This window comes from Jutongia hominis, from assembly GCF_014384965.1.
In the GTDB taxonomy this organism is placed as follows: Bacteria; Bacillota; Clostridia; order Lachnospirales; family Lachnospiraceae; genus Butyribacter; species Butyribacter hominis.
The window spans coordinates 12675-38115 of record NZ_JACRSW010000001.1; the positions used below are offsets into that span (position 1 = coordinate 12675).

The following is a 25441-nucleotide window of genomic DNA, read 5'->3' on the forward strand; positions in this document are numbered from 1 at the left end:
AATCAGTCCTTTCGATCTATCACTTTTTCTTCCAGAAATGTTGTATCAAAATCTCCGGCAATATATTCTTCGTGATTCAATATCTTTTCCTGAAATGCAATATTCGTATCAATTCCTTTAATGATAAATTCATACAATGCACGTTTCATCTTTGCAATTGCTTCTTTACGATCCCTGCCATGAACGATCACTTTTGCGATCATCGAATCATAATACGGAGGGATCTCATATCCTTCATAGACTGCTGTATCTACACGGAGCCCAAGACCTCCTGCCGGCAAAAGCAAATACTCGATTGTTCCCGGACAAGGAGCAAAATTCTTATCCGGATTTTCTGCATTGATCCTGCATTCAATCGCATGACCGGAAATCGTTACATCTTTTTGTGCGATCGACAGACGTTTTCCATCTGCAATACGGATCTGTTCTTTGATAATATCAACTCCGGTGATCATTTCCGTAACAGGATGTTCTACCTGTACACGGGTATTCATTTCCATAAAGTAAAACTGCTTGGATCTGTCATACAAAAACTCAATCGTGCCTGCACTCTGATAACCTGCCGCTTTCGCCGCACGGACAGCCGCTGCACACAATTCTTCCCTGACAGACTGCGGTACAGCGGGCGACGGTGCCTCTTCTAATACTTTCTGGTTCTTACGCTGTAAAGAACAATCTCTTTCTCCTAAATGGATCACATTACCATAATCATCACCAAGGATCTGGACTTCGATATGTCTTGCATGTTCGATCACTTTTTCCATATAAAGTGCATCATCACCAAACGCTGCCTTTGTCTCACTTTTAGCTGATTCAAATGCTTTTGCAAGATCTTCTTTTCTTCGCACGATACGGATTCCTTTTCCGCCGCCTCCGGCAGAAGCCTTTACCATAACGGGATATCCAAGTTTTTCTGCAATCTCGTAAGCCCGGTCGATATCTTTTACCACACCATCACTTCCTGGAATGACGGGAACCTGTGCATTTTGCATCATCGTTCTTGCATTTGCTTTGTTTCCTAAAAGATCGATCACTTCAGGATCCGGTCCGATGAACTTGATATTACATTCCTTACACATAGCAGCAAATGTACTATTTTCTGATAAGAAACCAAAGCCCGGATGAATCGCCTGTGCTTTTGTCAATACTGCTGCACTGATAATATTATTCATATTATTATAACTGTCTGCTGCTTTTGCAGAGCCAATACAGACAGCTTCATCTGCAAGCTGTGCATGAAGTGCCTCTCTGTCCGGTTCCGAAAAAACAGCTACCGTTTTTATTCCCATCTCGCGACAGGCACGTATGATCCTGACGGCAATTTCGCCACGATTCGCTATCAAAATTTTATCAAACATCTGCGCCTCCCATAAAGAACCTGTGTCTTTATTCTACAATGAACATAAACTGTTCTACCTGACATGCTACCTGGTCGCCCACATAGGCTGTCCCGTGTCCGATACCTATATTTCTCTTTAACTTATCAATTTCTAATTCCAGACGAAGTGTATCTCCGGGTACGACTTTTCTTTTAAATTTTACATTCTTGATCGCACCAAAATACCCTGTCTTGCCACGGAATTCATCCATTGAAAGAATCGCCACTGCTCCTGCCTGTGCCATTGCTTCTACGATCAGAACACCCGGCATAACCGGTTCCTGCGGAAAATGTCCTGCAAAAAACGGTTCATTATAAGAAACGTTCTTTAAGGCAGTAATTGATTTTCCTTCTTCCATCGATTCGATCCGGTCGATCAAAAGAAACGGCTGTCTGTGAGGGAGGATCGACATGATCTCATTAATATCCATTACCATAATATTCTCCTTTATCTGACACGGAACAATTCCTGGCCATACTCTACAAAATCACCATCATTAACAAGAATTTCCGTAATCGTTCCACTAACTTCACTGTTTACTTCATTCATAAACTTCATTGCTTCAATAATACAAACGACATCTCCTTTTGCAATCGTATCGCCTATCTTTACAAAAGGTTCTTCATCTGGCGAAGCACTTTGATAAAATGTACCAACGATCGGTGACTTGATCACTTTATCGCCCTGATTTTCGCTCTCATCTGCTGTTGGCACAGTACTACTTATGTTCTCTTCTACTGTCTCTCCACTTGCTGCTGTCTGTGACGTCAGAACAACAGGCTGTGTGGCTACGGTTCCCTGTGTCTGTGTATCAGTACTTCCCGTATGTGTAAAAGGAGATACTGCTCCGCGGTTTAGGCGAAGTACCGCATTATCTAACTGTACTTCCATATCGTTTAAATCTGTCTTTTCAAAAATTGCGATCAATTCTTTAATCTGTTCATATTGCACGGTCTTATACCAGCCTTTCCGGTTTGTTGCTTATTTACCAGTCCATTTTTTAAAGCAAAGCACGCCATTATGTCCTCCAAAACCAAGTGAGTTTGACAATGCATATTCTGCTTCTTTTGCTTCCCTTCCTACATTTGGAATGTAATCAAGATCACATTCTTCATCCGGTGTATGATAATTGATCGTAGGAGGCAAAAAGCCTTCCTCTAATGCTTTCACGCAGGCTATTGCCTCGATCGCACCTGCTGCACCGAGCAAATGTCCTGTCATAGATTTTGTGGAACTGATCGGGATGTTCTTTGCACATTCTTCTCCCATTGCAAGCTTGATCGCTTTTGTCTCTCCGACATCGTTTGCATGTGTACTGGTTCCATGTGCATTAATATAACCAACCTGCTCCGGTGTGATACCTGCTTCCTGCATTGCGAACTTCATGGCTTTCGCTGCACCTTCCCCGGTTGGTTCCGGTAACGTTACATGATAGGCATCTGCTGTAGCACCATAACCTACGACTTCACCATAGATCTTTGCACCACGCGCTAAAGCATGCTCTAATTCTTCCAAAACAAGGATGCCTGAACCATCGCCCATAACAAATCCGTTTCTTTCTTTGTCAAATGGTCTGCATGCTTTTTTCGGATCTTCTTCCGTTGATAATGCCGTCAGATTCGTAAAACCTGCTACACCGATTCCACAGATAGCACCTTCTGCACCACCTGCAATACAGGCATCCAGATAACCATGCTTAATATTACGAAATGCTGTTCCGATCGCATTTGTTCCGGTTGCACAGGCTGTTACGATATCTTCACAAACACCCTTTGCACCGACACGGATCGCAATGTTACCTGCAGCCATGTTACCGATCGTCATGGTAATAAACAGTGGGGATACTCTTGATGGTCCTTTGTCTGTCAGTCTTTTTACCTGCTCTTCCATTGTCATAAGGCCACCGACACCGGAACCTACAATCACACCGATTCTGTCTGCATCTTCTTTTTCCATATCTAACTTTGAATCTTCAAAAGCCTGCATACCGGCTGCCAATGCATAGATAGCAAAAAGATCATTTCTCTTAACATCTTTCTTCGTCATATACTGTTCCGGATCAAAATCCTTAATCTCGGCCGCGATCTTTACTTTATAATCTGTCGTATCAAATTTCTTGATATAATCAATTCCACATACACCATTCTTAAGTCCATTCCAATACTCTTCTACTGTATTACCAAGTGGTGTAACTGCTCCGAGTCCTGTGATCACGCATCTTCTTTCCATGTTCAACCTCTACTTTCTTACATTACCATTCCACCATCTACATTTAACACCTGTCCGGTAATATAAGTATTCTTTGCGAAGAACACTGCTGCATTCGCAATATCTTCTACCTGACCATAGCGTTTTAATGGAATCGCTTCTAACATCATGCTCTTTTGTTCGTCTGTCAAAACGGCTGTCATATCTGTCTCTACGAAGCCCGGTGCAATTGCATTACAAGTCACTCCTCTGGCTGCAAGCTCTTTTGCTGTTGCCTTGGTTAGACCGATCACACCGGCTTTTGAAGCCGCATAATTTGCCTGACCGGCATTTCCTGTCACACCAACGACAGATGACATATTGATGATCGCACCACTGCGCTGCTTTAACATCACACTGCTGACATGGCGGATCATATTAAAGGTACCTTTTAAGTTTGTCTGTATCACACTGTCAAACTGTTCTTCACTCATACGCATCAAAAGCATATCTTTTGTGATTCCTGCATTATTCACTAAAACATCAACCGTTCCAAATTCTTTTTTGGCTTTCTTTACAATCTCTGCAGCAGTTGCGAAATCACTGACATCGCCCTGAAGCGGCATGCATTTAACATTGTATGCTTCAATCTCTTTGATCGTATCATCCGATACATTGCTACGGTAATTCAAAACAATATTGCATCCCTGCTTTGCAAATGCCAATGCAATCGCTTTACCGATACCCTTTGCCGCACCGGTTACTAACACGGTCTTTCCTTCTAACATAAGACTTCCTCTCTTTCTGCACTAAACAAGTTCATGAAGCTTTTTCATGGTCTTGTCTAATGTTGCACAATCTTCAACATTTAAAATAGATACTCCTTTGACCGTTCTTTTTACAAATCCGCATAAGGACTTGCCCGGTCCTAATTCAATAAACGTATCTGCACCTTTATCATACATCTTCTGGATAATATCCGAGAAACGCACCGGACTAACAATCTGTTTTTCTAAGATCGGAATAATCTGATCTTCGGATTCTACAAGCTGTGCATCTACGTTTGTATAAACCGGTATATGCATTGGTTTCATATGCAACTTACGCAATTCTACACTAAGCTTTTTCGCAGCCGGATCAAGCATTGGTGTATGAAAAGGTCCGCTTACTTTTAGCTTAACTGCTAATTTGGCACCTTTTTCTTTGGCAAGCTTTGCGGCCTTCTCTACCGCTTTTGCGGCACCTGCGATCACAATCTGTCCCGGGGCATTATAATTTGCGGGAATGGCAAGTCCGAGGCCTGCATCTACCGCTTCTTTACATGCTTCTTCTACTAATTCTGTATCTAAACCTATAATGGCATACATTGCTCCTTCTCCTGAAGGAACGGCTTCTGCCATGAATTTTCCTCTTTTTTGAACTAAAGCGACTGCTTCTTCAAATTCCATTGCCCCGCTGGCAACATAAGCAGAATATTCTCCTAAACTTAATCCTGCAGTCATTTCTGCACGAACGCCCTGTTCTTCTAACACTTTCATTGCCGCAATACTCATTGTAAGGATTGCAGGCTGAGCAAACTCTGTCTCACCCAATTTTTCTTCATCTTGAAAGCAAATATCTTTGATCGAATATCCTAATACTTCATCCGCCCGATCAAATATTTCTTTTGCTACAGAATGATTTTGATATAAATCTTTTCCCATGCCAGCGTACTGAGCACCCTGACCGCTAAACATAAATACTGTTCTCATAAAAATTAGTACCTCCCTGGGAATTATTCCCGGTATGAAAGCGGCACATAACCATGTGCCGCAGTCTTACAGCTCCGACAGCAATTCTGTCTGCGGTATGCTGTGTCATCCATCATTATTTGTGGCTTTCTACAAAATCTACTGCATCTTTTACAGTAACGATCTCTTCCGGATTTTCAACAGATACATCGAATTCATCTTCAATATCATTGATGATCTGGAATAAATCTAAAGAATCAGCATCAAGATCCTCTTTTACATTAGTCTCTAATGTGATCTCGCTCTCATCCTTTCCTGTCTGCTCTGCAATAATTTCTCTGATTTTCTCGAATACCATATTTTTGTCCTCCTAATTTTTTAATAATATATATATACTGCATTTGCAGTAATACACGCTACCATTCGACGATCATAACGCCCCATGTCATACCACCGCCAAAACCGGCAAGTACGATCTTATCTCCACGTTCAATCAGTCCTTTTTCATTTAACTCATTCAAAGCGATCGGAACGCTTGCAGAAGATGTATTTCCATACGATTCCATATTAATATAAAATTTATCCATTGGAATCTTTAATTTCTTTGAAATCACTTCCACGATACGGATATTTGCCTGATGTGGCACGATATACCGGATATCATCCCCTGTCAGACCTTCTTTGTCTAACAGCTCCTGAATACTGCTGATCACCTTTTTCGTTGCAAACTTAAAAACTTCTCTTCCATCCATAGAAACATAATACTTTGGATGAATTCTTTGCTCTTTTACAATACTGAAAGGATTTGTGCATTCCGAATATCCCTCTGTTAATATATCATATAATGAGCCATCAGAACCAATTTTCCTGCTCACAATACCACCTTGTTCTGAAGCTTCTATATATGCTCCGCCTGCACCATCGCCAAAAAGGACACAGGTGCTTCTGTCTGACCAGTCAACAATTTTTGATAATGTCTCTCCACCGATCACAATCGCATTTTTATACATACCGGAACGAATATACATATCTGCTGTATTTAATGCAAAGATAAACCCGGTACAGGCAGCCGTAATATCAAATGCAACAGCATTGATAGCATGAATTTCTTTCTGAACCATGCAGGCTAAAGACGGTGTACCATAATCCGGTGTTACGGAAGCTACAATGATCAGATCTATATCTTCAGCATTCACGGAAGCCTTCTCTATTAACTGTTTTGCGACATCAATTACAAATACCGATGTATTTTCTCCATTTGATATATGTCTCGAATGGATTCCCGTACGCTGTACGATCCATTCATCACTCGTATCCACGATCTTCGCAAGATCATCATTTGTGATCACCTGATCCGGTGCTTTTGCAGCAGTTGCAATAATTCTACTCGACATTCTTTTCTATTCTCCCATCTTTTTGGTCTTTTGGTTCTGACACGATCCATTCTCCTGCTCACGGCAGTCCGTTTTTTCCGATCAATGTTTTGCTGTTTGGATTGATTGATATCCTCTGTCAACAAAACCTTTCAGATTCAACATTGCTTTTGATACAACAACCTGTTCTTCTTCTGAAAGATCTTCGATCATCGCATCTACAAGATTTTTATGAAAAGCTTCATGTGCACTAAAGATCACTTTTCCTTGCTTAGTCAGTCCCAGTTTTACAATTCTGCGATCTTTTTCACTTTTATATCGCTCCACATATCCCTTGTGAACCAAATTATTGATTGCTACAGTCAGAGTACCTACTGTAATATGTAATTTTTCAGCAATCTCGCCCATGCTGCAAAGCATGTCCGAACCTACCGCGGATATTGTATGTATTTCAGACATGGACAACTTTTTACCAACATTCGTATTGACAAATTCATGCTCTACCTGCATTACGTTTTCAAATATTTCTACTAACTGTTTGCTGATCGTACTCTTTCCATCATTCATATGCACTCTCCGTAGATACTTTGTTAATCAAAACTTTTCTAAACATCTAACAGTATATTCCATACATCTGCTTCTCGTCAACAACACATTTGCATATTTTTCAAATTATATTCAAGTCATTTTTGTGCAACTCTTACAATATATATCATGTGTTTTTGAAAACCACATTGATTCATATGCATATCGGCATCATCTGTTATTTTGATTCTCAAAGCTTTTTTATCCTTTTTCAATGAAGAGAGCGTTTTGTACTTTTCCGACACCCGATAAGTTTAAAAATGCCATTCCTGCAAAACAATTTGCAGAAATGGCATTGTTCCTGTCTTTTGTTCTAAAATCAATCTTCTTTGTGTTCCTCACAATGTTTTTTCAGCATATCTAATGTCGCCAAAAGAACTTCATCTTCCCATGGCTTTGGAATCAGATATTTTACTCCGACACTGCGCACTTCCTCTAAGGTGCCGGAATCACATAAAGAACTCAGCATTAAGATTGTGGCATCTGGATCTTTTTTCATTAAGATCTCTGCTGTCTCTAATCCATCAATTCCCGGCATTATAATATCTAATATTACAATATCAGGATGGAGTTGGTCATACATAGCAATCCCTTCTTCACCATTCTTGGCATAACCGATCACTTCATAGCCATTTTCTTCGACAACATCTTTTAACTGCTTTGATGTAAATGGAGAATCATCAACTACAATAATTGTTGTTTTCTTCATTATTATTCTCACTCCTCTGTATTATCCATAATTTAATCTTAAAATCTTTTTACAATATTGCAACATTTAGTCTGAGCATGCTATCACATGCAAAACACCCTTTTCTGATTGGTACGGCAGTACCATTCTATTCTCCTCCGGAATCTCTTCGAGTATATCCGATCGTGCATATAAGTGCGGAACGGTTATTCTGGTTGACTTTCCAAGCATATCATTTAGCCTTGATATTGCATGACCGCAAGTGATGTTGATAAACTCACCGATATATAATTGCCTCTCATCTTCTGAAGGAAGACTACCACAGTTCATTGTACGTACAATATAATAATACAATTCCTCCGGGAAATAATAAATCAATGTTGCATTCAAGTAACCATGCATATGAATGACACCACGATAATACTCCTTTGTCTCATCCGGTTTCCAGCCATTTGCATCTGTCATCTTTCGTAACTCTATTCGAAGCAGTTTATGACTGACCTTGTAAATGGCTTCATCAAAGATAGAAAGAACCTGCTGTTTCTCTTTCTCTATCAATATGCCACCTCCAGTTTGAACATGAGATCAAGGTTATTCCCCCAGAAATCTCATCTTCCCTTTACTGCTTGCTTTTATACCAGAAGCATGCTGTTGTTCTTTTTCTTGATACATACTGGAAAACTGATTCGTCATTTTCTTTTTACATTCACTACAATATCTTCCTGTTAAAATCGCTCTTCCACAATTCTCACATTCAATTGAAATACCGGAATCTTTTGTGAATGCCAGTCTTTCCTGACGTACCCATTTCTTGATCTGCTGGATTGGCACATCCATTTCCTCTGCTACCGTTGACATTGATGCCTTTGGGTTATCATAAATATACGTTCTGACATCAAAGAACTTCGCTTCCAGCTCTTTTGCACATGCCGGGCATAACGGCTCCCCCGTAAAATTAAATAGTTTTCCGCACTTCTTACAATTTCTAACATCCATATCATATGCCTCCTACTCTGCTTGTCCCGAACATAGACATAAGAAATATATATTTTGTACCCCAATTTTCCTCATTACCTGCGAACAAGCTTCTATCGTACTTCCTGTTGTGTAGATATCATCTATTATTATAACACAATTTATGTTTGTATACAACTCTGCTTCCTTTACGGCAAACGCCCCCTGAAGATTTTGAAAGCGTTCCTGTGCGGACAGTTCCTTTTGCGGAAGTGTATTTTCCTGACGACAGAGCCAGTCAGTTACAACCGGGATTCTTGCATGTACTCCAAGCTCTTTTGCGATCAATTCAGCCTGGTTATATCCTCTTTGCTGCAGCCGTTTTTTATGAACCGGTACAGGCAGCAGCATATCCGGCTGAATCTTTTGTATCCATTCTTTATGGACTTTATACATCATTCTTCCATAATAAGAAGCATATTCCTGTCTTCCATGATACTTAAACCTTGCAATCGATCGTCGCAGATCGCGATTGTAGGAAAAAACAGATCTGCCACAAAGAAATGTTGTCTTTTTGGATTGACAGTCTTCGCAATATTCCTGTCCTTCCGGCACACGTTTTCCGCATTTCATACAAAAATTCTCTCCGATCAATAAGGGAAGTCCTTTGCATTGGCTGCAGATTTCCTGTTCTTTCATTCTTAATATCCGATCACAGATCACACACCTTCTTGGATAGAAAATATCCCAGATCCCCACTAGCATTCCCCCTGTTCTTCTAACATACGGTCATGTATTCTCTGACATAAACCGGAATACCTTTTTTGTTCATGTACATTGCCTATCATCTGGTAAACCGTTTCTTTGCTTCCCACTAAAGTCACACATTTTTTTGCTCGTGTTACTGCTGTGTACAAAAGATTCCGATTCATTAACATACGCGGTCCGCCGAGGATTGGAATCACAACAGCAGGATATTCACTTCCTTGCGATTTATGGATCGTAATTGCATAGGCAAGCTCCATCTCATCCATCTGTGAAAAATCGTATTCTACCATTTTACCCTCTTCGAATTCTACTTCTACAACCTCCTCTGTCTCATAGATGCGCTGTATAATGCCGACATCACCGTTAAAAACTCCGGTTCCCTCTTCATATACATCACCAAACCTTGTCACTTTCTTCCATTTCATCTGGTAATCGTTCTTGATCTGCATGATCTTGTCCTGCTCGCGGAATAAAACACCATGAAATTCTCTCTCCTTTTTACCCATTTCCTGTGGATTGACAAACCGCTGCAGGATCTTATTCAGATTTTCCACACCCAGTTCCCCTTTTCGCATCGGTGCTAACACCTGAATATCATACGGTGATGCATCCACATAAGATGGCATATTCTTCATCACAAGCTGAATCACAACATTAATGATATCCTGAATCTTATATCTCTCTAAATGAAAGAAATCAACACTCTGATTATCTAACGCAATTGCTTCTCCTGCGTTGATCTTATGTGCATTGACTACGATCTGGCTTTTGGCTTCCTGACGATAGATCTGATTCAGTCGTACGACATTACAAAATTCAGACTGGATCATATCACGCAACACATTTCCCGGTCCCACAGACGGAAGCTGGTTGACATCTCCGACAATGATCAGACGGCATCCCGGCACCAGAGCATTAAGTAACGCATTAAGCAAGTAAATATCTACCATCGAAAACTCATCAACAATCAAAACATCGGCTTCTAATGGCTGCATTTTATTTCTTTCAAAATGCATGCCGGACTTATCGTCATCATTCACACCACCATTTAATTCTAACAGACGGTGGATCGTCTGTGCTTCCCAACCGGTTGTTTCCGACATTCTCTTTGCTGCACGGCCTGTCGGTGCAGCCAGCAAAACATCCATTCCATCTTCATCAAAAACCTGTAAGATAGTATTAATAATTGTAGTCTTACCGGTACCCGGTCCGCCGGTAATGATCGTAACACCATTTTGCACAGCCTGATGCACTGCTTTCTTTTGCAAATCATCAAGACAAAAGCCTTGTCTTTTTTCCACCTCGCGAATTCTTTTTTGCAATAATTCTTCTTCTACCGGAAAATCTAAATTCAGATCTAAGAGCATTCCCGCACAGTTCATTTCCATATAATATAAAGTACTCGAATAGAGCCGTCTTTCTTCTCCGACCTCGTCAAACTTTACTTCTTTATCCAGCACCAACTTTTCTAGTGCTGTAGAAACAAGTTCTTTTTCCACGCCAAGCAATTTAGCAGTCATTTCAATCAATTCTGCCTCCGGCAGATAACAATGTCCCTGATTGCCGGATTGCTGCAATACATATAAAACTCCTGCACGAATACGAAACTCCGAGTCAATATAGAATCCACCCTTTTGTGCAATACTATCAGCAATCTTAAAACCGATACCAGAAATATCTTCTGCCAGACGATATGGATTTTTACGGAGAACTTCGTAAATCTCTTCTTTATAATAACGATAAATTTTAACTGCCATATTCATGGAAATACCATAATCCTGTAAAAAGATCATTGCCTGACGCATCTGCTGTTTTTCATTAAACTGATTTGCAATGCTGACCGCCATTTTCTGGCTGATCCCTTTAATCTCTGCAAGTCTTTCCGGTTCCATCTCCATGATAGAAAGGGTATCTTTTCCAAACTTCTTAACAATTCTTGCTGCCAGTGCGGGACCGATGCCTTTAATCGCACCAGAGCCCAAATATCGTTCTAATGCAACGGTATCATCCGGCTGCTTTTCTTCATAGCTTTCAACCAGAAGCTGTGGTCCATAATTTTTATGTATGGTTCTTTTTCCTTTTACTAACAGGTAAGAACCTTCCGCTACATAAGAAAAACAACCGACGCAGCATTCTTCCTCATCTTCGGTATCTTCTGCTTTTGGATTTACCAGATATAAGACAGTATAGCCATTTTCTTCATTCCGAAATGTGATGCGGTCTACATAACCTTCAAATTCGTCCATAAGTCACCTCAATTTCCTATTCCATAAAAAATGCCACTGCAAAAACAGTGGCCCTTTTTCTTATTTTATTTTCATCAAAAGAATTTATAACAAACACACAGTTTTACGCATTATTTTTCACTTTGCAAAATGCATTGCCTGTTATAATTCTCTTTTTTATACATGATACGTGGTCTTCATTGCATCATATAACTGCTGTGCAAGACCTGTGCCACCATTTTCCGTAATAGCATCCGCATATTGCTGGTTTAAGATATCACCAAAGTACTGCATATACTCACCCTGATCTTCATCATCTTCATCTGCAATCGTTGCTTTAGCTGATTCAATGACTTTTTGTACAAAATATGATTCAAAGCTTTTACAAGCCTCCAACAGCTGATCATCAGAAGATGTGTCACTGACATTGCCAAGTGAACTTTGTAATGTAGAAGATACCGCATTTGATGCAGTTTGTGAATATGTATTATAAAGAGAAGAAGTATCTAAAATAGAACTCATCTTTTCACCATTCCTTTCTTCTTACATTTTATGAACGTAAGTTATTTGCCTGCTGTAACATTTCATCCGATGCAGTAATCGCTTTTGAATTCATTTCATAGGCTCGCTGTGTTACGATCATATCCACCATCTCATCAACTGCCTGAACAGAAGATGCCTCCAGATAGCCGTTCTTGATCACACTGACACTTAATGCTGCGTCCTGTCCTTCGATTCTGGCATTGCCTGATGCTGCGGACTCTGCAAAATAACTATCTCCAAGCTTTGTCAAACCGGATGGATTGTTAAACTGGGCTGCGCCGATACGAACACCTGTCGGCTGAATAACACCCTGTGCATTTTTATAAAAGATATTACCATAATTATCAAATGACAATCTTGTCGTATCCGTAGCTGCATCAAAAGTGATTGCCTTTCCATTCGAGTCTAACACACTATATCCATCTGCTGTTGTCAATGTTGTTCCGCCATTTGGATTGATCGCCATCAGAAAATTACCATTACGTGTATATCCTGTTGTGCCATCCGGCATCTCAATCATGAAAAACCCATTTCCCTGAATTGCGAAATCAAAGTCGCCTGTTGAAGCAGTTAACTCACCTTGTTCGAACTCCGTTGAAACTGCCGAAACTTTAACACCTAATCCGACCTGAGCACCGATTGGTTTGGGATTTCCTTCATGATCTGTTGTCTTTTCCTGAATCGTTTGATACAGAAGTGACTGAAATTCTGTTCTCTCTTTTTTATAACCTGTTGTATTGATATTTGCTAAGTTATTTGAAATTGTATCAAGACTGGTCTGCTGTGATTTCATACCAGAAGCAGCCGTCCAAAGTGATCTCATCATAAACTACTCCAATCCTGCTGTTTAACAACATACTTTGTCATGAGCTATCAGACTTTTCCAATCTGATTTACCGATGCATCCAGAAGGGAATCCTGTGTGCGAATCATCTTCTGACCGGCTTCATATGCACGCGTGATCGTGATCATCGAAACCATCTCGGAAATTACATTTACATTAGATTGTTCTGTATATCCCTGCTCAATCTGTCCTACCGCATCTTTTGTCGTAGCTCCGTCTACTGCGTTAAACATATTGTCACCATACAACTCAAGATAATTATAATCTTCAAAGTCTGTCAAAGTAACCGTATCTACTAATACTCCGTCTGCATATACTGAACCATCATTTTTGATCGCTATTTCCTGTGCATCAACCGGAACCTGTAGATCACCACCACTTCCCTGTAAGTGGTTTCCATCTGCATCTACAATATAACCATCTGATGTGCATTTAAAAGTGCCGCATCTGGTATATTTGATACTGCTTTCTCCATTCGAATCGGTAACACGCATCGCAAAAAATCCATCGCCTTCAATGGCAAGATCATAGGTATTTCCTGTCTCTCTAAGAGAGCCTTGTCCCCAATCCATATAAGTCTCTCCGATTTTTACACCGGGATTGAATTTACCGATCACCTCATCAGTATATCCATTCGAGCCATCACGGATCTTTACTGCCATAAAATCCTTAAAGGAACGACTTGTAACATTTTCCTCTTTGTATCCGATCGTGGCAGAATTTGCAAGATTATTCGAAATGATATCCAAACGTTTCTGTTCATTTGACATGCCCGTATAAGCAGTATACAAACCTCTTACCATTTATTTATCTGCCTCCCATCCATCAATCTAGTATTTATATCGTCAAAAAAAGAATATTTATTAAGACATACCTGACAAAATTCTTTTCAGGATGAACTGCTTTTCTTATTCTTTTTCTTTGCCATCTTCAGAAATCTACTCGTCGTCTCTGACACCTGCTAAAAATTCAACAAATTTACCGGTTCCAACCGCTACTGCTGTCATTGGATCTTCCGCTGTCATTGTGTTGATTCCTGTCTTTTCTTCGATCAGTTCTTCCAAACCATATAAAAGACTTCCGCCACCGGTCAATACGATACCTCTGTCTGCAACGTCTGCTGCTAATTCCGGCGGAGTTTTTTCCAAGACACTGTGAACTGCTTCTACAATCTGTGATGTAATCTCTTTTAATGCTTCTAATGTTTCATCAGAAGTAACAGTGATCGTCTTTGGCAGACCTGTCACCAAGTTACGTCCACGAACATCCATAGAAACCACTTCCGGTCTCTGGTATGCAGAACCGATATTGATCTTGATCTCTTCTGCTGTTCTTTCACCGATCAGAAGATTATGTGTCTTTCTCATATAACGAACAATCGCTTCATCAAAGTTATCTCCTGCTACTTTGATAGATGTACTTACTACCGTACCACCTAAAGAAATCACGGCAATATCAGCAGTACCGCCACCGATATCAACGATCATGTTACCGCATGGTCTTGAAATATCAATACCAGCTCCGATCGCTGCGGCAATCGGTTCTTCGATAATAGCTACTTCACGGGCACCTGCTTCGTAAGTGGCATCTTCTACGGCTTTCTTTTCTACTTCTGTAACACCACTTGGTACACAGACACTGATACGTGGTTTTCTAAAACGTGACTTTCCACAGGATTTCTGAATAAAGTAACGAAGCATCTTCTCTGTTACGGTATAATCCGAGATAACGCCCTGACGAAGAGGACGTACCGCAACAATATTGCCAGGTGTACGTCCGAGCATCAGACGTGCGTCCTCGCCGATTGCTTTAATCTTATTTGTATCACGATCAAAAGCAACTACAGATGGCTCTCTTAAAACAACACCTTTTCCTTTTATATATACAAGTACATTCGCTGTACCAAGATCTATTCCAATATCACTACCGTTCATGAATCTTTTCTCCTTTCAAACTTGCATCTTATCTTTATATCTTTTCCAAAGTAACGCTAATTAAACATATACTTCTATAGTATATACTATTTTTCCGAAATAGAAAAGGGGGCTTTTAAAATTTCTTTATGTAAATCCCATCAAATCACTTCTTACAAAACTATTGCCTGTTTTTATTTTGTCTATTATACTAATGTTTGTATTAAAAATATAACATCAATATGTCACCGGACATCTGAAGAAATACTGCATCTGACAAAAATCCAGTCAGCAGCCTTTCTGCTATCCGGATCATATATTACAGAAATGAGGAATCTTTATGGAACTTAGTCAGGCAACCATCGCACAAGTGCACACAGAACAACGTTTCATTGCAAAATATACCGGTATGCTGTTTGCAAGACTTCTGTTAATGATCTGTCTTTTTTTTCTTTTCTTTTTTATGCAGCAGATCCCGGTCTATCTTTTTGCATTCAGTTTTCTTTTCCCATGGATCTGGTCTGATATACTGACAAGACGAAAAAAAGAAAAGCCGCTGATCCTTTTTAGTACAGCACAGAAATATCACTATAATATTTCCCGTTACCATGCTGAAAAGATTACATATCAGGCACTTTTCTTCTTTTTGGTTGTATGGCAGGTTTCTTTATGTAAATACAATCCTTACGAATCTGTTTTCCTTCCGGTTCCTGCATTTTTGCTCTTTTTATTTGTATTAACCAGAATTGTATGTACCGGTATAATAAAACATCAGATCCATAAAACATACACTTCACTTGATCTGTTATCCTGATCATTTTAAGTACCTGCTTTACACTTTTTTACTCTTGTCTGCCCACTATAATCTAAACTGACACCATTAAGATAATGGTGTACTTTCGCTAAACATCTGCTCTACAATACTGTCGATCGTTGAAAAATCAAATTCCTGACCTACAAGTGCCGCCTGATTCATCTGCTCCGCCGTACTTTGTGCAGACGTACTGTTTTGTGTACTGTTTGTATTATTTGTACTATTTGTACTTTGTGCAGCCGCCGAACCATTGATCAACGAAGCTGCTGTACCGGACATTTTCTCTGTGAAGTACTCATAAAGTTCCTGTACTGTCTTATATGTTGTATTAGAAGTATCCTCTGTCTTTGCAGCTTCCTGTAATACATCTGATAACTTTTCTGCCATCTGTGCATCCTGTGCACTGTCATTTTGAGAATGTATCGCCTTAGTAAGATAACTTTGTAAAATAGTTGCAAAGCTGCTATCCTGACTAACACCCGACAGACCCGACAAACCGGATGTACCGGATAATCCCGACAGACCGGATAAACTTGAAATTCCTGATAACATACTATCATCATCTGATGAATCACCGGACAATGCATTTAACATCGTGCTTGCCGAGTTATGATTGATCAGATATTGATAATATAATGTTTCTTCATCTATGCCGTTCACTCCTGAAACTCCAGCCATTCTTTTTTCCTCCCTGTTATTCTGATGTACCTTCGGTATCTTCTCAAAACAAATCCTTTCATCCGGAAGATTCTATGCGTACATGCTGTCTTTTTTGATATTTCATATCAAAATCCTGCTTTTTTGATAGTAGATGTATTTTCCCATAATTATTTATATTTTAGCATATTACATCAAAAAAACAACCCCTGCATCGGCAAGCAAAAAATAAGTCACGCTTTGATCAACGGCAATCAAGTACTTCAAATTGAACACCGCCAAAACGTTCATTGATCGTTGGATAAAACAATATATCAATCGCATATTCCTGACCATCTTTTTGCATCAGGCTTTCCCATGCAGCTTCTCCATAACGTTCACGGATTGCTTTAGCAAGATGCAGTTCACAGCGAAAGTCCACACCCTGATATGTTCGTATTCCTTCCTTAAAACGAATCCGTGCAATCTGATTTTCATTCCCGCATAATGCAACTGCTGACACAACGACCTCTCTTTTTGAAAAAACAGCTTTGGGATTATTCTGACCAAATGGTTCCATCCAGTCTAGTTGTTTTACCAGATCTTCTGTCATATCTTCTAACATTACATCTTTATCTAAATAAACTTTTTCAATCAGATCTTCTTCCTGCAACGTACATTTTTGGTTTAAATCTTTTCGCAATGCATCTAAGTTTTCTTCCGGCAAAGAAAATCCTGCTGCCAAAGCATGTCCTCCAAATTCGGTCAGAAATTCTCTGCTTGCTAAAAGCCCCTGCTGCATATGATATTCCGGAATGGAACGTCCGGAACCTTTTAACCCTTTTTGCGCCTTTGTAAGGATCAGAGTTGGACGGTAATATTTTTCTCTGATCCTGCCAGCTACGATTCCCGCTACACTTTCATGACAATCTTCGAGACTTACCACATATATTTTATCATTTTTGATATCAGATGTCTCTATGATTTCTTCTGCCCGACGGGTTGCCATGGCAGTATAATCTTTTCTGATCTGATTGAGTTCTAAAAGCTCTAAAGCTTTCTTTTGTGCCTTCTTCGGTTCCTCTTCAATCAAAAGATCCATTGCTTTTTTTGCATCAGAAAGTCTTCCTGCAGCATTGATACAAGGACCAATTCTAAAACCGAGATCAGTTGATGTAATCCTATGCTGAAACTGCTGTATATCCAATAAAGCCTTCAATCCAATATCCTTTGTGTGTTCCAGATACTTTAGTCCGTTTTTTACAAGAATACGGTTTTCTCCAAGAAGCGGCACGACATCACAAACGGTTGCGATCGCTGCATACGGCAAAAGCTCCTGTTCGCATTTTTTTCCTCTTTGCTGCATCATATAAGTGATCAGCTTATAAGCGATCCCGGCTCCGCAAAGTTCTTTAAAAGGATAGGAACATTCTTTTTGCTTTGGATCAATGATCGTATCTGCCGGTGGCAGTACTTCTTTCCCATCGATGCATGGCACTTCATGATGATCTGTTAAAAGGACAGTCATCCCAAGCTCTTTTGCTTTCCGGATCGCATCCACTGCTGAGATACCATTATCACAAGTCAGGATCGTTGTATAACCTTCTTCATATGCTTCCTGTGCCATATAATCACGAATACCATAACCATCTTTTACACGATGAGGTATCCGAAAACCTGCTTTTCCACCAAGCATCTGCATCCCACGATATAGAATATAAGTAGACATCACACCATCCACATCATAATCACCGATGATCATAATGTTTTCTCTGTTTGCAATCTTTTCTTCCAAAAGCTGTGCTGTCTTTTCCAGATCTTTCATCTCTGCAGGATCATGCAGGGATTCCATATCAGCGAACAGATACTGATCCATTGCCGTCCAGTCAAAAAGTCCTCTTTTTACCAAAACTTCTGCCAGTATTTCCGAGATTTTATATCTTGCTGCAATCTTAGCTGTATCAATTCGGTATGTCTTTTGCATCCATCGTTTCATCAATCCGTATTTCTCCAATCTTTCGTCGCATTTTCAGTCTATTTATGATACACTTATGCTATCCAAAAGTCAAAAAACATGTACAAAGCTTGCTGTAAAAAATATACAAAAAAATAGTACAAAGCTTATTTTCAAAAAACATGCAAAGTTTACCATTAAAACTTTTCTTAAACAAAAAGCGCAAAGCCGCAGAATGGAGCACATAACATGAAATGGATAAAATATGATATTACAACGACAACAAAAGACGCGGATATGATTGGTGAGATTTTATCTGAATTTAATATTTCGGGATACGAAATCTCAGATCGTGTACCATTGACAAAAGAAGAAGAAAAAGCCATGTATACCGATATTCCGGCTGAGTTAGAACCGGATGACGGAACTTCGATCCTGACTTTTTATACAGAAGCTCCGGGCAATGATACCCAGGAATTTTTTAGTACCGGTTCTTCTCTTCGGGATTCTACATTAGAAGAACAAATGACTGTTTTACAGCCGGATGACCTGGTGCAATCCATCCTGCAGCGAATCCAGGAACTCTCATTTTTACAGACACCAACAATCACATATTGTGTACAGGATGATTCTCTCTGGAAAGATAAATGGAAAGAAAATTTCAAACCTTTTCATGTTGCAGATGATATCATTATCAAACCCACCTGGGAAGATATCCCGTCAGATGTAAAAAAAGATGATATCATTATTGAGATTGATCCCGGTTCTGCTTTTGGTACCGGTACACATGAGACAACAAAACTTTGTCTCTTAGCACTCCGAAAATATATCACACCGGAAACTACGATCCTGGATGCCGGCTGTGGCAGTGGCATTCTTGCGATTGCGGCACTGTTATGTGGTGCAAAAAGTGCATTTTGCCTTGACATTGATCCGGCTGCAGTAGAAGGCACATTGGAAAACGCACAAAAGAATCATATCTCTTCCGATCGTTTACAGGCGATTCACGCTAACATTTTAGAGAATCACAAAGAAATTCTTGCACAATGCCACGCACCTTTCCATATAACAGTTGCCAATATCTTAGCCGATGTGATCGTACCGCTTACCGACTATATCGGTGAGTTTATGAACGAGGACAGTATCTTTATTTCTTCCGGTATCTTAGCCGAAAAAGCAGATATGGTAGAAAGGTCTTTACACAAAAATAATTTTACGATCATTGAGAAAAACACAATGGGTGACTGGGTTTCTTTTGTTGCGAAAAAAACAATTGATGCAAACAATGAAATTAAAAGCCAAAATGCAACAAAACACAAAAAAAAATAATAAACCAAAATACTGCAAAACACTCAAAAAATGACAAGCCAAAATACCTCAAAACACCCTAAAAAATAATAAACCAAAACGCTGCAAAACACGATAAGAAGCAAAATATAAAACAATATAATTAAAAAATTGAACTATGTAAATACAATACATCATAGCGAAAAAACAAAAATAGCAGGAGTTCCTAAAACAGAACTCCTGCTATTTTTTATAGAAAACCTATTAAATTCGGAATACAGAAAGCATAATCTTTGCATTTTTCATACGCTCCCGACGCTTTATCATCAAGAGATTTCAAAAATAAAACATTTCTATTTTCTTGCTTTCTTTCCTTTTCCTGTATGAACACGTTTCTTAATTGTAAGCCACAATGGACCGGTGATACATACAGAAGAATAACCACCGCAGATAATACCCACTAACAATGGAATTGCAAAGTCTTTTACAGAATCCACGCCTAAGATTGCAAGCATGATTACCATAAAGAATGTTGTTAATGAAGTATTGATACTACGTGTTAACGTCTGTGTAATACTCTGGTTTACGACCTCTGTAAGAGCTTCTTCACTTGTCTTTGAACCAAGGTTCTCACGGATACGGTCGAAGATAACGATTGTTGCATTGATCGAATAACCTACGATTGTAAGCATACAAGCGATAAATGTATTACCCACAGAAATCTTAGACACTGCATATACCAATAATACAACTACTGCATCGTGAAGTAATGCCAATACCGCACTACCGGCAAATACGATATCCTTAAAACGGAACCAGATATAAATCAGCATACAGATTGCAGCGATCACAACTGCTACAATTGCATCCGTCTTCATTTCATCCGATACCGAAGCACTGATATTCTGATACTGGATATTCTTTTCTTCTATACTATATGTCTTAACTAATGACTTTGTTAATGCATCACGTTTCTTCTCTGATAATTCGACTGTCTTTACAGAAAGACCGTTTGAACCGGCAATTTCTGAAATGACAACATCATTCGAACCGCTTTCCTTACTAAATACTGATTCAATATCTTTCTTCATATCAGAATCAATCTTCTGATCTTTGTTAAATGTGATATCAAATGTTGTACCACCGGAGAAATCCAAACCATAATTCAGGATATTTCCGTTGCATCTTCCTGCCTTGTTAATAAACAGACAAACTACACAAGCTACAATTAAAGCGCCGGAAATCACAAAGAATTTCGCTTTATTTTCAACAAAGTGAATCGTCTTTCTTTCTTTTTCAACACCAAAGTATTTAATATCGTCTACACCCAATGCATACATTGCCTTCAAAAGAATCTTTGTAATGTAAAGAGCGGTAAACATTGATAAAATAATACCGATCGCTAATGTTGTTGCGAAACCTTTTACTGTACCGGAACCTTTAATATATAACACAAACGCAGCGATCAGGGTTGTTACGTTACCATCAATGATAGCTGATAACGCTTTATCAAAACCAAGCTTGATACTTGATTGTACTGTCTTGCCCTTAGCCAGCTCTTCCTTAATACGTGTAAAGATAATAACGTTCGCATCGACTGCCATACCGATATTCAGTATGATACCTGCCACACCCGGAAGGGTTAAGGTAATATCTAATGCATTCAAGCCTACCAGCATCACTACCAGATAGAACACCAACGCAATAGAAGCTGCAAGACCCGGCAAACGGTAAAATACAATCATAAACAGCACAACCAATGCAAAACCGATCGCACCGGCAAGCAAGCTTGACTGGATTGCATCCTGTCCGAGCTGTGCACCTACTACTTGCGACTGTACTTCTTTTAATTCTACAGGGAGAGCACCGATTCGGATCATAGAAGCAAGCTCTTCCGCACTATCATATGTTTTAAAACTTCCCGAAATAACAGCCTCTCCGTTTGAGATCTCACTCTGTACGGCCGGATAAGAAATCACCTTACCATCATATACAATATAAATAACCTTCTTTGATGGAGCTGCTGCTGCAGTCGCATTTGCAAATGACTTTGTGCCTTTTGACTTAAACTTCAAAGATACGACATATTCTTTCTTCTTTGTTACTTCATTCTGCTGTGTCGTAGCTTCTGCAGTCTTTACGTCTTTACCGGTACAAACTGTCTTTGTATATTTTGGCTTTGTCTGATCATTATCTTCAAATGACATATCATCCTGAGCTACAAAATCAAGAGATCCTTCTTTACCTAATGATGCAAGTACCTCATCTGCATTTGCAACACCAGGAATGTCAATTGTGATACGTCCGCCATCACCAATTACTACAGAAGATTCTGTACTATATACCTCGGCACGTTTCTGCATCATGTTACGAGTATCTTCCATCTCGGTCTGAGAAGGTGTATCTCCGACAGCTTCATATGTAATACTGACACCACCGGCAAGATCCAGACCAAGCTTGATGTTCTGTGCGCTACCTTTATGGTGCTTTGTAAAGCCAACTAAAGTTGTGAAGCCACAGAGACCGATTATTGCAAGGATCAGAATAATTTGCAATAACCCCTTTTTCTTGTTCTTCATGCTACATTTCTCCTTTAAATTTAGAACTTTTTTCGTGAATTTTTATAATTTTTCTAAAATCACGTCAAAGTCTATTATATCAACTAATGCACAGAATAGCAACTATTTTCCAATACATGAAACCTTAAATTGTCTATAAAAACAGCACACCCCATAAGACTATTGTTCACACAAAACCACTATAGGAACATTTTTCTATTCCACACAAAAAGCATCATAATTGCTCTTAAACAGCTTTTATGATGCTTTTTGCGAACCAGAAGAACATATTCCTGACAAATTAAATCTGCTATTTGAATCATTTTCCGCTAAAATGCAACTCTCCTGCCTTGATCGGAATGCCTTTATAATAAAAAAGTTCATCTACTGTAACTAATTGAAATCCCTGCTTTACCAGACGCGGCACTAACTTTTTAACAGCTTTTGCTGTCGTTGGATACAGATCATGCATCAGGACAATATCTCCATCCTCAAGCTTTTTGCATCTTTTCAAAACTTTTTTTGTATTTCTGGATTTCCAGTCTTCTGAATCAACACTCCAGCAGATCATCGGTACTTTCATATTCTTACGGACTTTTGCATTGACAAACCCACCCGGTGGACGTAAAGCAGTCGGCTCGCAGCCAATGATATTCCGAATGGCTTTGTTGGTCTTATTCTGTTCTTTTTTAATCCCTTTCGCTTTTAATCTGGTCAGATAAACATGTGAATACGTATGGCTTGCAATCTCACATCCCATATTATATGCCCGTTGTACAGAGGAGGCATACTCAGATACTCTGCTTCCTACGCAGAAAAATGTCGCTTTTCCATTATTCTGTTCAAAAACATCTAAGATCTTCTCTGTAACAGGAGAATATGGACCATCATCAAATGTCATGGCAATCATTGGTTTACTTGGATCCAGATCTTTTCTTAACCATCGTTCACTTCCAACAGGTGCCGGTGTTGGTGTTGCTGTCGGAACCGGTGTCTGCTTTGCTGCATTTTTCTTTTTCTCCGCAGCTGCTTCTTTCGCTGCTTCTTTTCTCGTGTTTTCTCTATTCAAAGATATTGCTTTAACAACTAAAACCCCTAATATAATACAAAGTGCGATAATAGAATTCATAATAATCCATCTTAATCGCAACTGTTTTTTTCGTTTCCGTGCTCTGATATCAGCTCTCTGACGCATACTCATCTCCGGGAATTCCTCCTGCTTTTCCCTTTTGTTCTCTAATGCTTTCATATTGCCCTCCATCTTCTATTCATTATACAGTTACCTATCATAGCACAACAAATAATTTTGTCATCACAGTTTCATTTCTTTTTTGTTAAAAAACTATTACTTTTTTCATTTTCCTTTTGAAAACATCCCTCCTACCATTCCTGAAATACTGCATATAAATGCACTGCCGATAATTTGTGTATGCTGTTTTAAATCAATATGCATCATTGCTATGCCGAGCAGCAGTAAAAACATAAAATAAAGAAAGCCAATAAACAGACCCCATAAAAATTTCTGTGACCCCATTGCTTTTCCGATCAGACAACCTCCGATCAGACTGCTGATGATATACGCAGCGATCACACCGGCAGATAAGAAATTTGCTCCACCATCCATTTTCCAGATACATATTGTTAAAAGCAGCAATACTATCACCGAACTGATCAACATAATACCAAGAATAACACTTATGTTTTTTATATTTTCTTTCATAGTCCTTCTTTACTCCATCGATTCTTTTACTCTACTATAACTTATACCGTATCGAAAGAAAATATTCCTTTGTTTCTCTGACTTTTTTATCTTGCCAGATTGTGGTAGAGTATATGTATACAAACTTTGTAATCAAAAAACGATACACAAAGCAACATGGTAATACAAATTATAACATTTTGACATATGACCAAAAAAGAAAAGAGGCGATTTTATGCATACGATTGATCTACATGTACATTCAAATTTTTCAGACGGAACCTGTTCTCCTGAGAACTTGATAGAATTAGCCTATAAAAAAAATCTGTCTGCTTTTGCACTGACAGATCATGATTGTGTCGAAGGTCTTGAACCGGCTTTCGCATATTTGAAAAAAAAGGGCTATCCACTCGAATTGATCCCCGGTACAGAACTTTCGGTTGACTATAACCATCATGAGATCCATTTAGTCGGTCTTTTTATTGATATCCATAATCAAAAGTTAATAAAACAGACAACTGATTTTGTCAACAAACGAAAACAAAGAAATCTGGATATGATAAAAAACTTTCAAAAAGCCGGAATTCCGATGACAGCAGAAGAACTTTCGGGAGGAAATCCGAATGCTGTCATTACCAGAGCACATTTTGCACGTTATCTGATCGAACATGGTGTTGCAAAAGATTCGAAAGAAGCATTTTCTAAATATCTGGGCGAGGATTCTCCCTTTTATGTCAAGCGGACACGTACAGCCGCTATTGATGGCATTCATCTGATCTGTGAAGCCGGTGGTGTTCCAATCCTTGCCCATCCACTTCACTATAAACTGCCTGAGCCTACATTACGTGCCATGATACAAGAGTTCAAAGAACATGGACTGCGTGGTATTGAAGTAATGTATTCGAACCATTTTGCTGCTGATGAAGTTTTTGTTAAGCGTCTTGCAAAAGAATATGATCTGCTGCCAAGTGGAGGTTCGGATTTTCACGGGAAGAATAAACCTTCCATTGATCTTGGTTCCGGCAGAGGCAACTTAACGATCCCCTATCAATATCTCGTAGATCTTGCTGCCTGCGTTGATTATCCATTGCATCAAAAAGCGGATTAAAACGATACATAAAAAAGTGCAAAGCCGGGGCTTTGCTATATGTACCACTACTGTACGAGCAGTTTCCTATTCCATAAAAAAGGTCTGTAAACAGAATTCTTCGCATCTTTCAAGTTCAGGCATTTGCCTGATCTCTGAAAGAATAGTGCAATTCTTTTACAGACCTTTTTATTTTAAAAAATTTACAAAACCGGAA

General features: G+C 39.2%; 26 protein-coding genes. 3 read left to right on the forward strand and 23 right to left on the reverse strand.

Annotated elements, in window-relative coordinates; genetic code table 11:
• Positions 1-2 precede the first annotated feature (2 nt).
• The 18 genes from H8700_RS00080 to H8700_RS00165 all read right to left on the reverse strand — a co-directional run bounded on the left by H8700_RS00080 (position 3) and on the right by H8700_RS00165 (position 15210).
• Positions 3-1358, reverse strand: coding sequence for an acetyl-CoA carboxylase biotin carboxylase subunit (locus tag H8700_RS00080; protein ID WP_022141594.1), 1356 nt, complete (start codon positions 1356-1358; stop codon positions 3-5).
• 28 nt (positions 1359-1386) lie between these two features.
• Positions 1387-1815 carry a 3-hydroxyacyl-ACP dehydratase FabZ gene (fabZ, locus tag H8700_RS00085; protein WP_330606250.1) on the reverse strand — a complete coding sequence of 143 codons (429 nt, stop codon included), beginning with the start codon at positions 1813-1815 and terminating at the stop codon, positions 1387-1389.
• Between the two features lie 11 nt (positions 1816-1826).
• A complete protein-coding gene (gene accB / locus H8700_RS00090; RefSeq protein WP_249302049.1) occupies positions 1827-2330 on the reverse strand; it encodes an acetyl-CoA carboxylase biotin carboxyl carrier protein in 504 nt (167 codons plus the stop codon).
• A gap of 30 nt (positions 2331-2360) precedes the next feature.
• Positions 2361-3608 (reverse strand): beta-ketoacyl-ACP synthase II, encoded by a 1248-nt coding sequence (gene fabF, locus H8700_RS00095; RefSeq protein WP_022141597.1) that lies wholly within the window; start codon positions 3606-3608, stop codon positions 2361-2363.
• Positions 3609-3625: 17 nt separating this feature from the next.
• The gene (gene fabG / locus H8700_RS00100; protein WP_249302051.1) at positions 3626-4354 is read right to left on the reverse strand and encodes a 3-oxoacyl-[acyl-carrier-protein] reductase; all 729 of its coding nucleotides are present in this window, start codon (positions 4352-4354) and stop codon (positions 3626-3628) included.
• A 21-nt stretch (positions 4355-4375) separates the two neighbouring features.
• Positions 4376-5317, reverse strand: coding sequence for an ACP S-malonyltransferase (gene fabD / locus H8700_RS00105; protein WP_249302054.1), 942 nt, complete (start codon positions 5315-5317; stop codon positions 4376-4378).
• A 115-nt stretch (positions 5318-5432) separates the two neighbouring features.
• Positions 5433-5654, reverse strand: a complete 222-nt coding sequence (locus H8700_RS00110; protein WP_022141600.1) for an acyl carrier protein — start codon at positions 5652-5654, stop codon at positions 5433-5435.
• A gap of 58 nt (positions 5655-5712) precedes the next feature.
• Complete coding sequence (locus H8700_RS00115; RefSeq protein WP_249302056.1) at positions 5713-6690, reverse strand: beta-ketoacyl-ACP synthase III; 978 nt, start codon at positions 6688-6690, stop codon at positions 5713-5715.
• An 81-nt stretch (positions 6691-6771) separates the two neighbouring features.
• Positions 6772-7236 (reverse strand): MarR family winged helix-turn-helix transcriptional regulator, encoded by a 465-nt coding sequence (locus tag H8700_RS00120; protein WP_022141602.1) that lies wholly within the window; start codon positions 7234-7236, stop codon positions 6772-6774.
• A 337-nt stretch (positions 7237-7573) separates the two neighbouring features.
• On the reverse strand, positions 7574-7963 hold the full coding sequence (locus H8700_RS00125) for a response regulator (protein ID WP_022141603.1): 390 nt from the start codon (positions 7961-7963) through the stop codon (positions 7574-7576).
• 66 nt (positions 7964-8029) lie between these two features.
• Complete coding sequence (locus tag H8700_RS00130) at positions 8030-8500, reverse strand: chemotaxis protein CheX (RefSeq protein WP_249302060.1); 471 nt, start codon at positions 8498-8500, stop codon at positions 8030-8032.
• A gap of 33 nt (positions 8501-8533) precedes the next feature.
• On the reverse strand, positions 8534-8938 hold the full coding sequence (locus H8700_RS00135; protein ID WP_249302062.1) for a flagellar protein: 405 nt from the start codon (positions 8936-8938) through the stop codon (positions 8534-8536).
• A 12-nt stretch (positions 8939-8950) separates the two neighbouring features.
• Positions 8951-9661, reverse strand: a complete 711-nt coding sequence (locus tag H8700_RS00140; RefSeq protein ID WP_283242139.1) for a ComF family protein — start codon at positions 9659-9661, stop codon at positions 8951-8953.
• A complete protein-coding gene (recD2, locus tag H8700_RS00145; protein WP_249302066.1) occupies positions 9655-11910 on the reverse strand; it encodes an SF1B family DNA helicase RecD2 in 2256 nt (751 codons plus the stop codon). Before recD2 ends, H8700_RS00140 begins: the two co-directional genes overlap by 7 nt.
• Before the next feature lie 156 nt (positions 11911-12066).
• Positions 12067-12411, reverse strand: coding sequence for a rod-binding protein (locus H8700_RS00150; RefSeq protein WP_022141608.1), 345 nt, complete (start codon positions 12409-12411; stop codon positions 12067-12069).
• Positions 12412-12439: 28 nt separating this feature from the next.
• The gene (gene flgG, locus H8700_RS00155) at positions 12440-13258 is read right to left on the reverse strand and encodes a flagellar basal-body rod protein FlgG (RefSeq protein WP_249302068.1); all 819 of its coding nucleotides are present in this window, start codon (positions 13256-13258) and stop codon (positions 12440-12442) included.
• A 47-nt stretch (positions 13259-13305) separates the two neighbouring features.
• Positions 13306-14079: a flagellar hook-basal body protein gene (locus tag H8700_RS00160; RefSeq protein WP_249302070.1), complete on the reverse strand. Its 774-nt coding sequence runs from the start codon at positions 14077-14079 to the stop codon at positions 13306-13308.
• Positions 14080-14214: 135 nt separating this feature from the next.
• Positions 14215-15210 carry a rod shape-determining protein gene (locus tag H8700_RS00165; RefSeq protein WP_022141610.1) on the reverse strand — a complete coding sequence of 332 codons (996 nt, stop codon included), beginning with the start codon at positions 15208-15210 and terminating at the stop codon, positions 14215-14217.
• A 319-nt stretch (positions 15211-15529) separates the two neighbouring features.
• On the opposite strand from H8700_RS00165, the gene H8700_RS00170 reads away from it, so the two are divergent.
• Positions 15530-16003 (forward strand): hypothetical protein, encoded by a 474-nt coding sequence (locus tag H8700_RS00170; protein ID WP_249302072.1) that lies wholly within the window; start codon positions 15530-15532, stop codon positions 16001-16003.
• Positions 16004-16069: 66 nt separating this feature from the next.
• Here H8700_RS00170 and H8700_RS00175 read toward each other — a convergent pair whose 3' ends face one another.
• A complete protein-coding gene (locus H8700_RS00175; RefSeq protein ID WP_249302074.1) occupies positions 16070-16681 on the reverse strand; it encodes a hypothetical protein in 612 nt (203 codons plus the stop codon).
• Between the two features lie 223 nt (positions 16682-16904).
• Positions 16905-18635, reverse strand: a complete 1731-nt coding sequence (gene recJ / locus H8700_RS00180; protein WP_249302076.1) for a single-stranded-DNA-specific exonuclease RecJ — start codon at positions 18633-18635, stop codon at positions 16905-16907.
• A gap of 207 nt (positions 18636-18842) precedes the next feature.
• Between recJ and prmA the strand changes: the two genes are divergently transcribed.
• A complete protein-coding gene (prmA, locus tag H8700_RS00185; protein ID WP_249302078.1) occupies positions 18843-19922 on the forward strand; it encodes a 50S ribosomal protein L11 methyltransferase in 1080 nt (359 codons plus the stop codon).
• A 311-nt stretch (positions 19923-20233) separates the two neighbouring features.
• Here prmA and secD read toward each other — a convergent pair whose 3' ends face one another.
• The 3 genes from secD to H8700_RS00200 form a co-directional block, all read right to left on the reverse strand.
• A complete protein-coding gene (gene secD / locus H8700_RS00190) occupies positions 20234-22459 on the reverse strand; it encodes a protein translocase subunit SecD (protein ID WP_249302080.1) in 2226 nt (741 codons plus the stop codon).
• Positions 22460-22757: 298 nt separating this feature from the next.
• On the reverse strand, positions 22758-23687 hold the full coding sequence (locus H8700_RS00195; protein ID WP_249302082.1) for a polysaccharide deacetylase family protein: 930 nt from the start codon (positions 23685-23687) through the stop codon (positions 22758-22760).
• A gap of 105 nt (positions 23688-23792) precedes the next feature.
• Positions 23793-24158, reverse strand: coding sequence for a TIGR04086 family membrane protein (locus H8700_RS00200; protein WP_249302084.1), 366 nt, complete (start codon positions 24156-24158; stop codon positions 23793-23795).
• 214 nt (positions 24159-24372) lie between these two features.
• Between H8700_RS00200 and H8700_RS00205 the strand changes: the two genes are divergently transcribed.
• Positions 24373-25245: a PHP domain-containing protein gene (locus H8700_RS00205; RefSeq protein WP_249302086.1), complete on the forward strand. Its 873-nt coding sequence runs from the start codon at positions 24373-24375 to the stop codon at positions 25243-25245.
• Positions 25246-25441 lie beyond the last annotated feature (196 nt).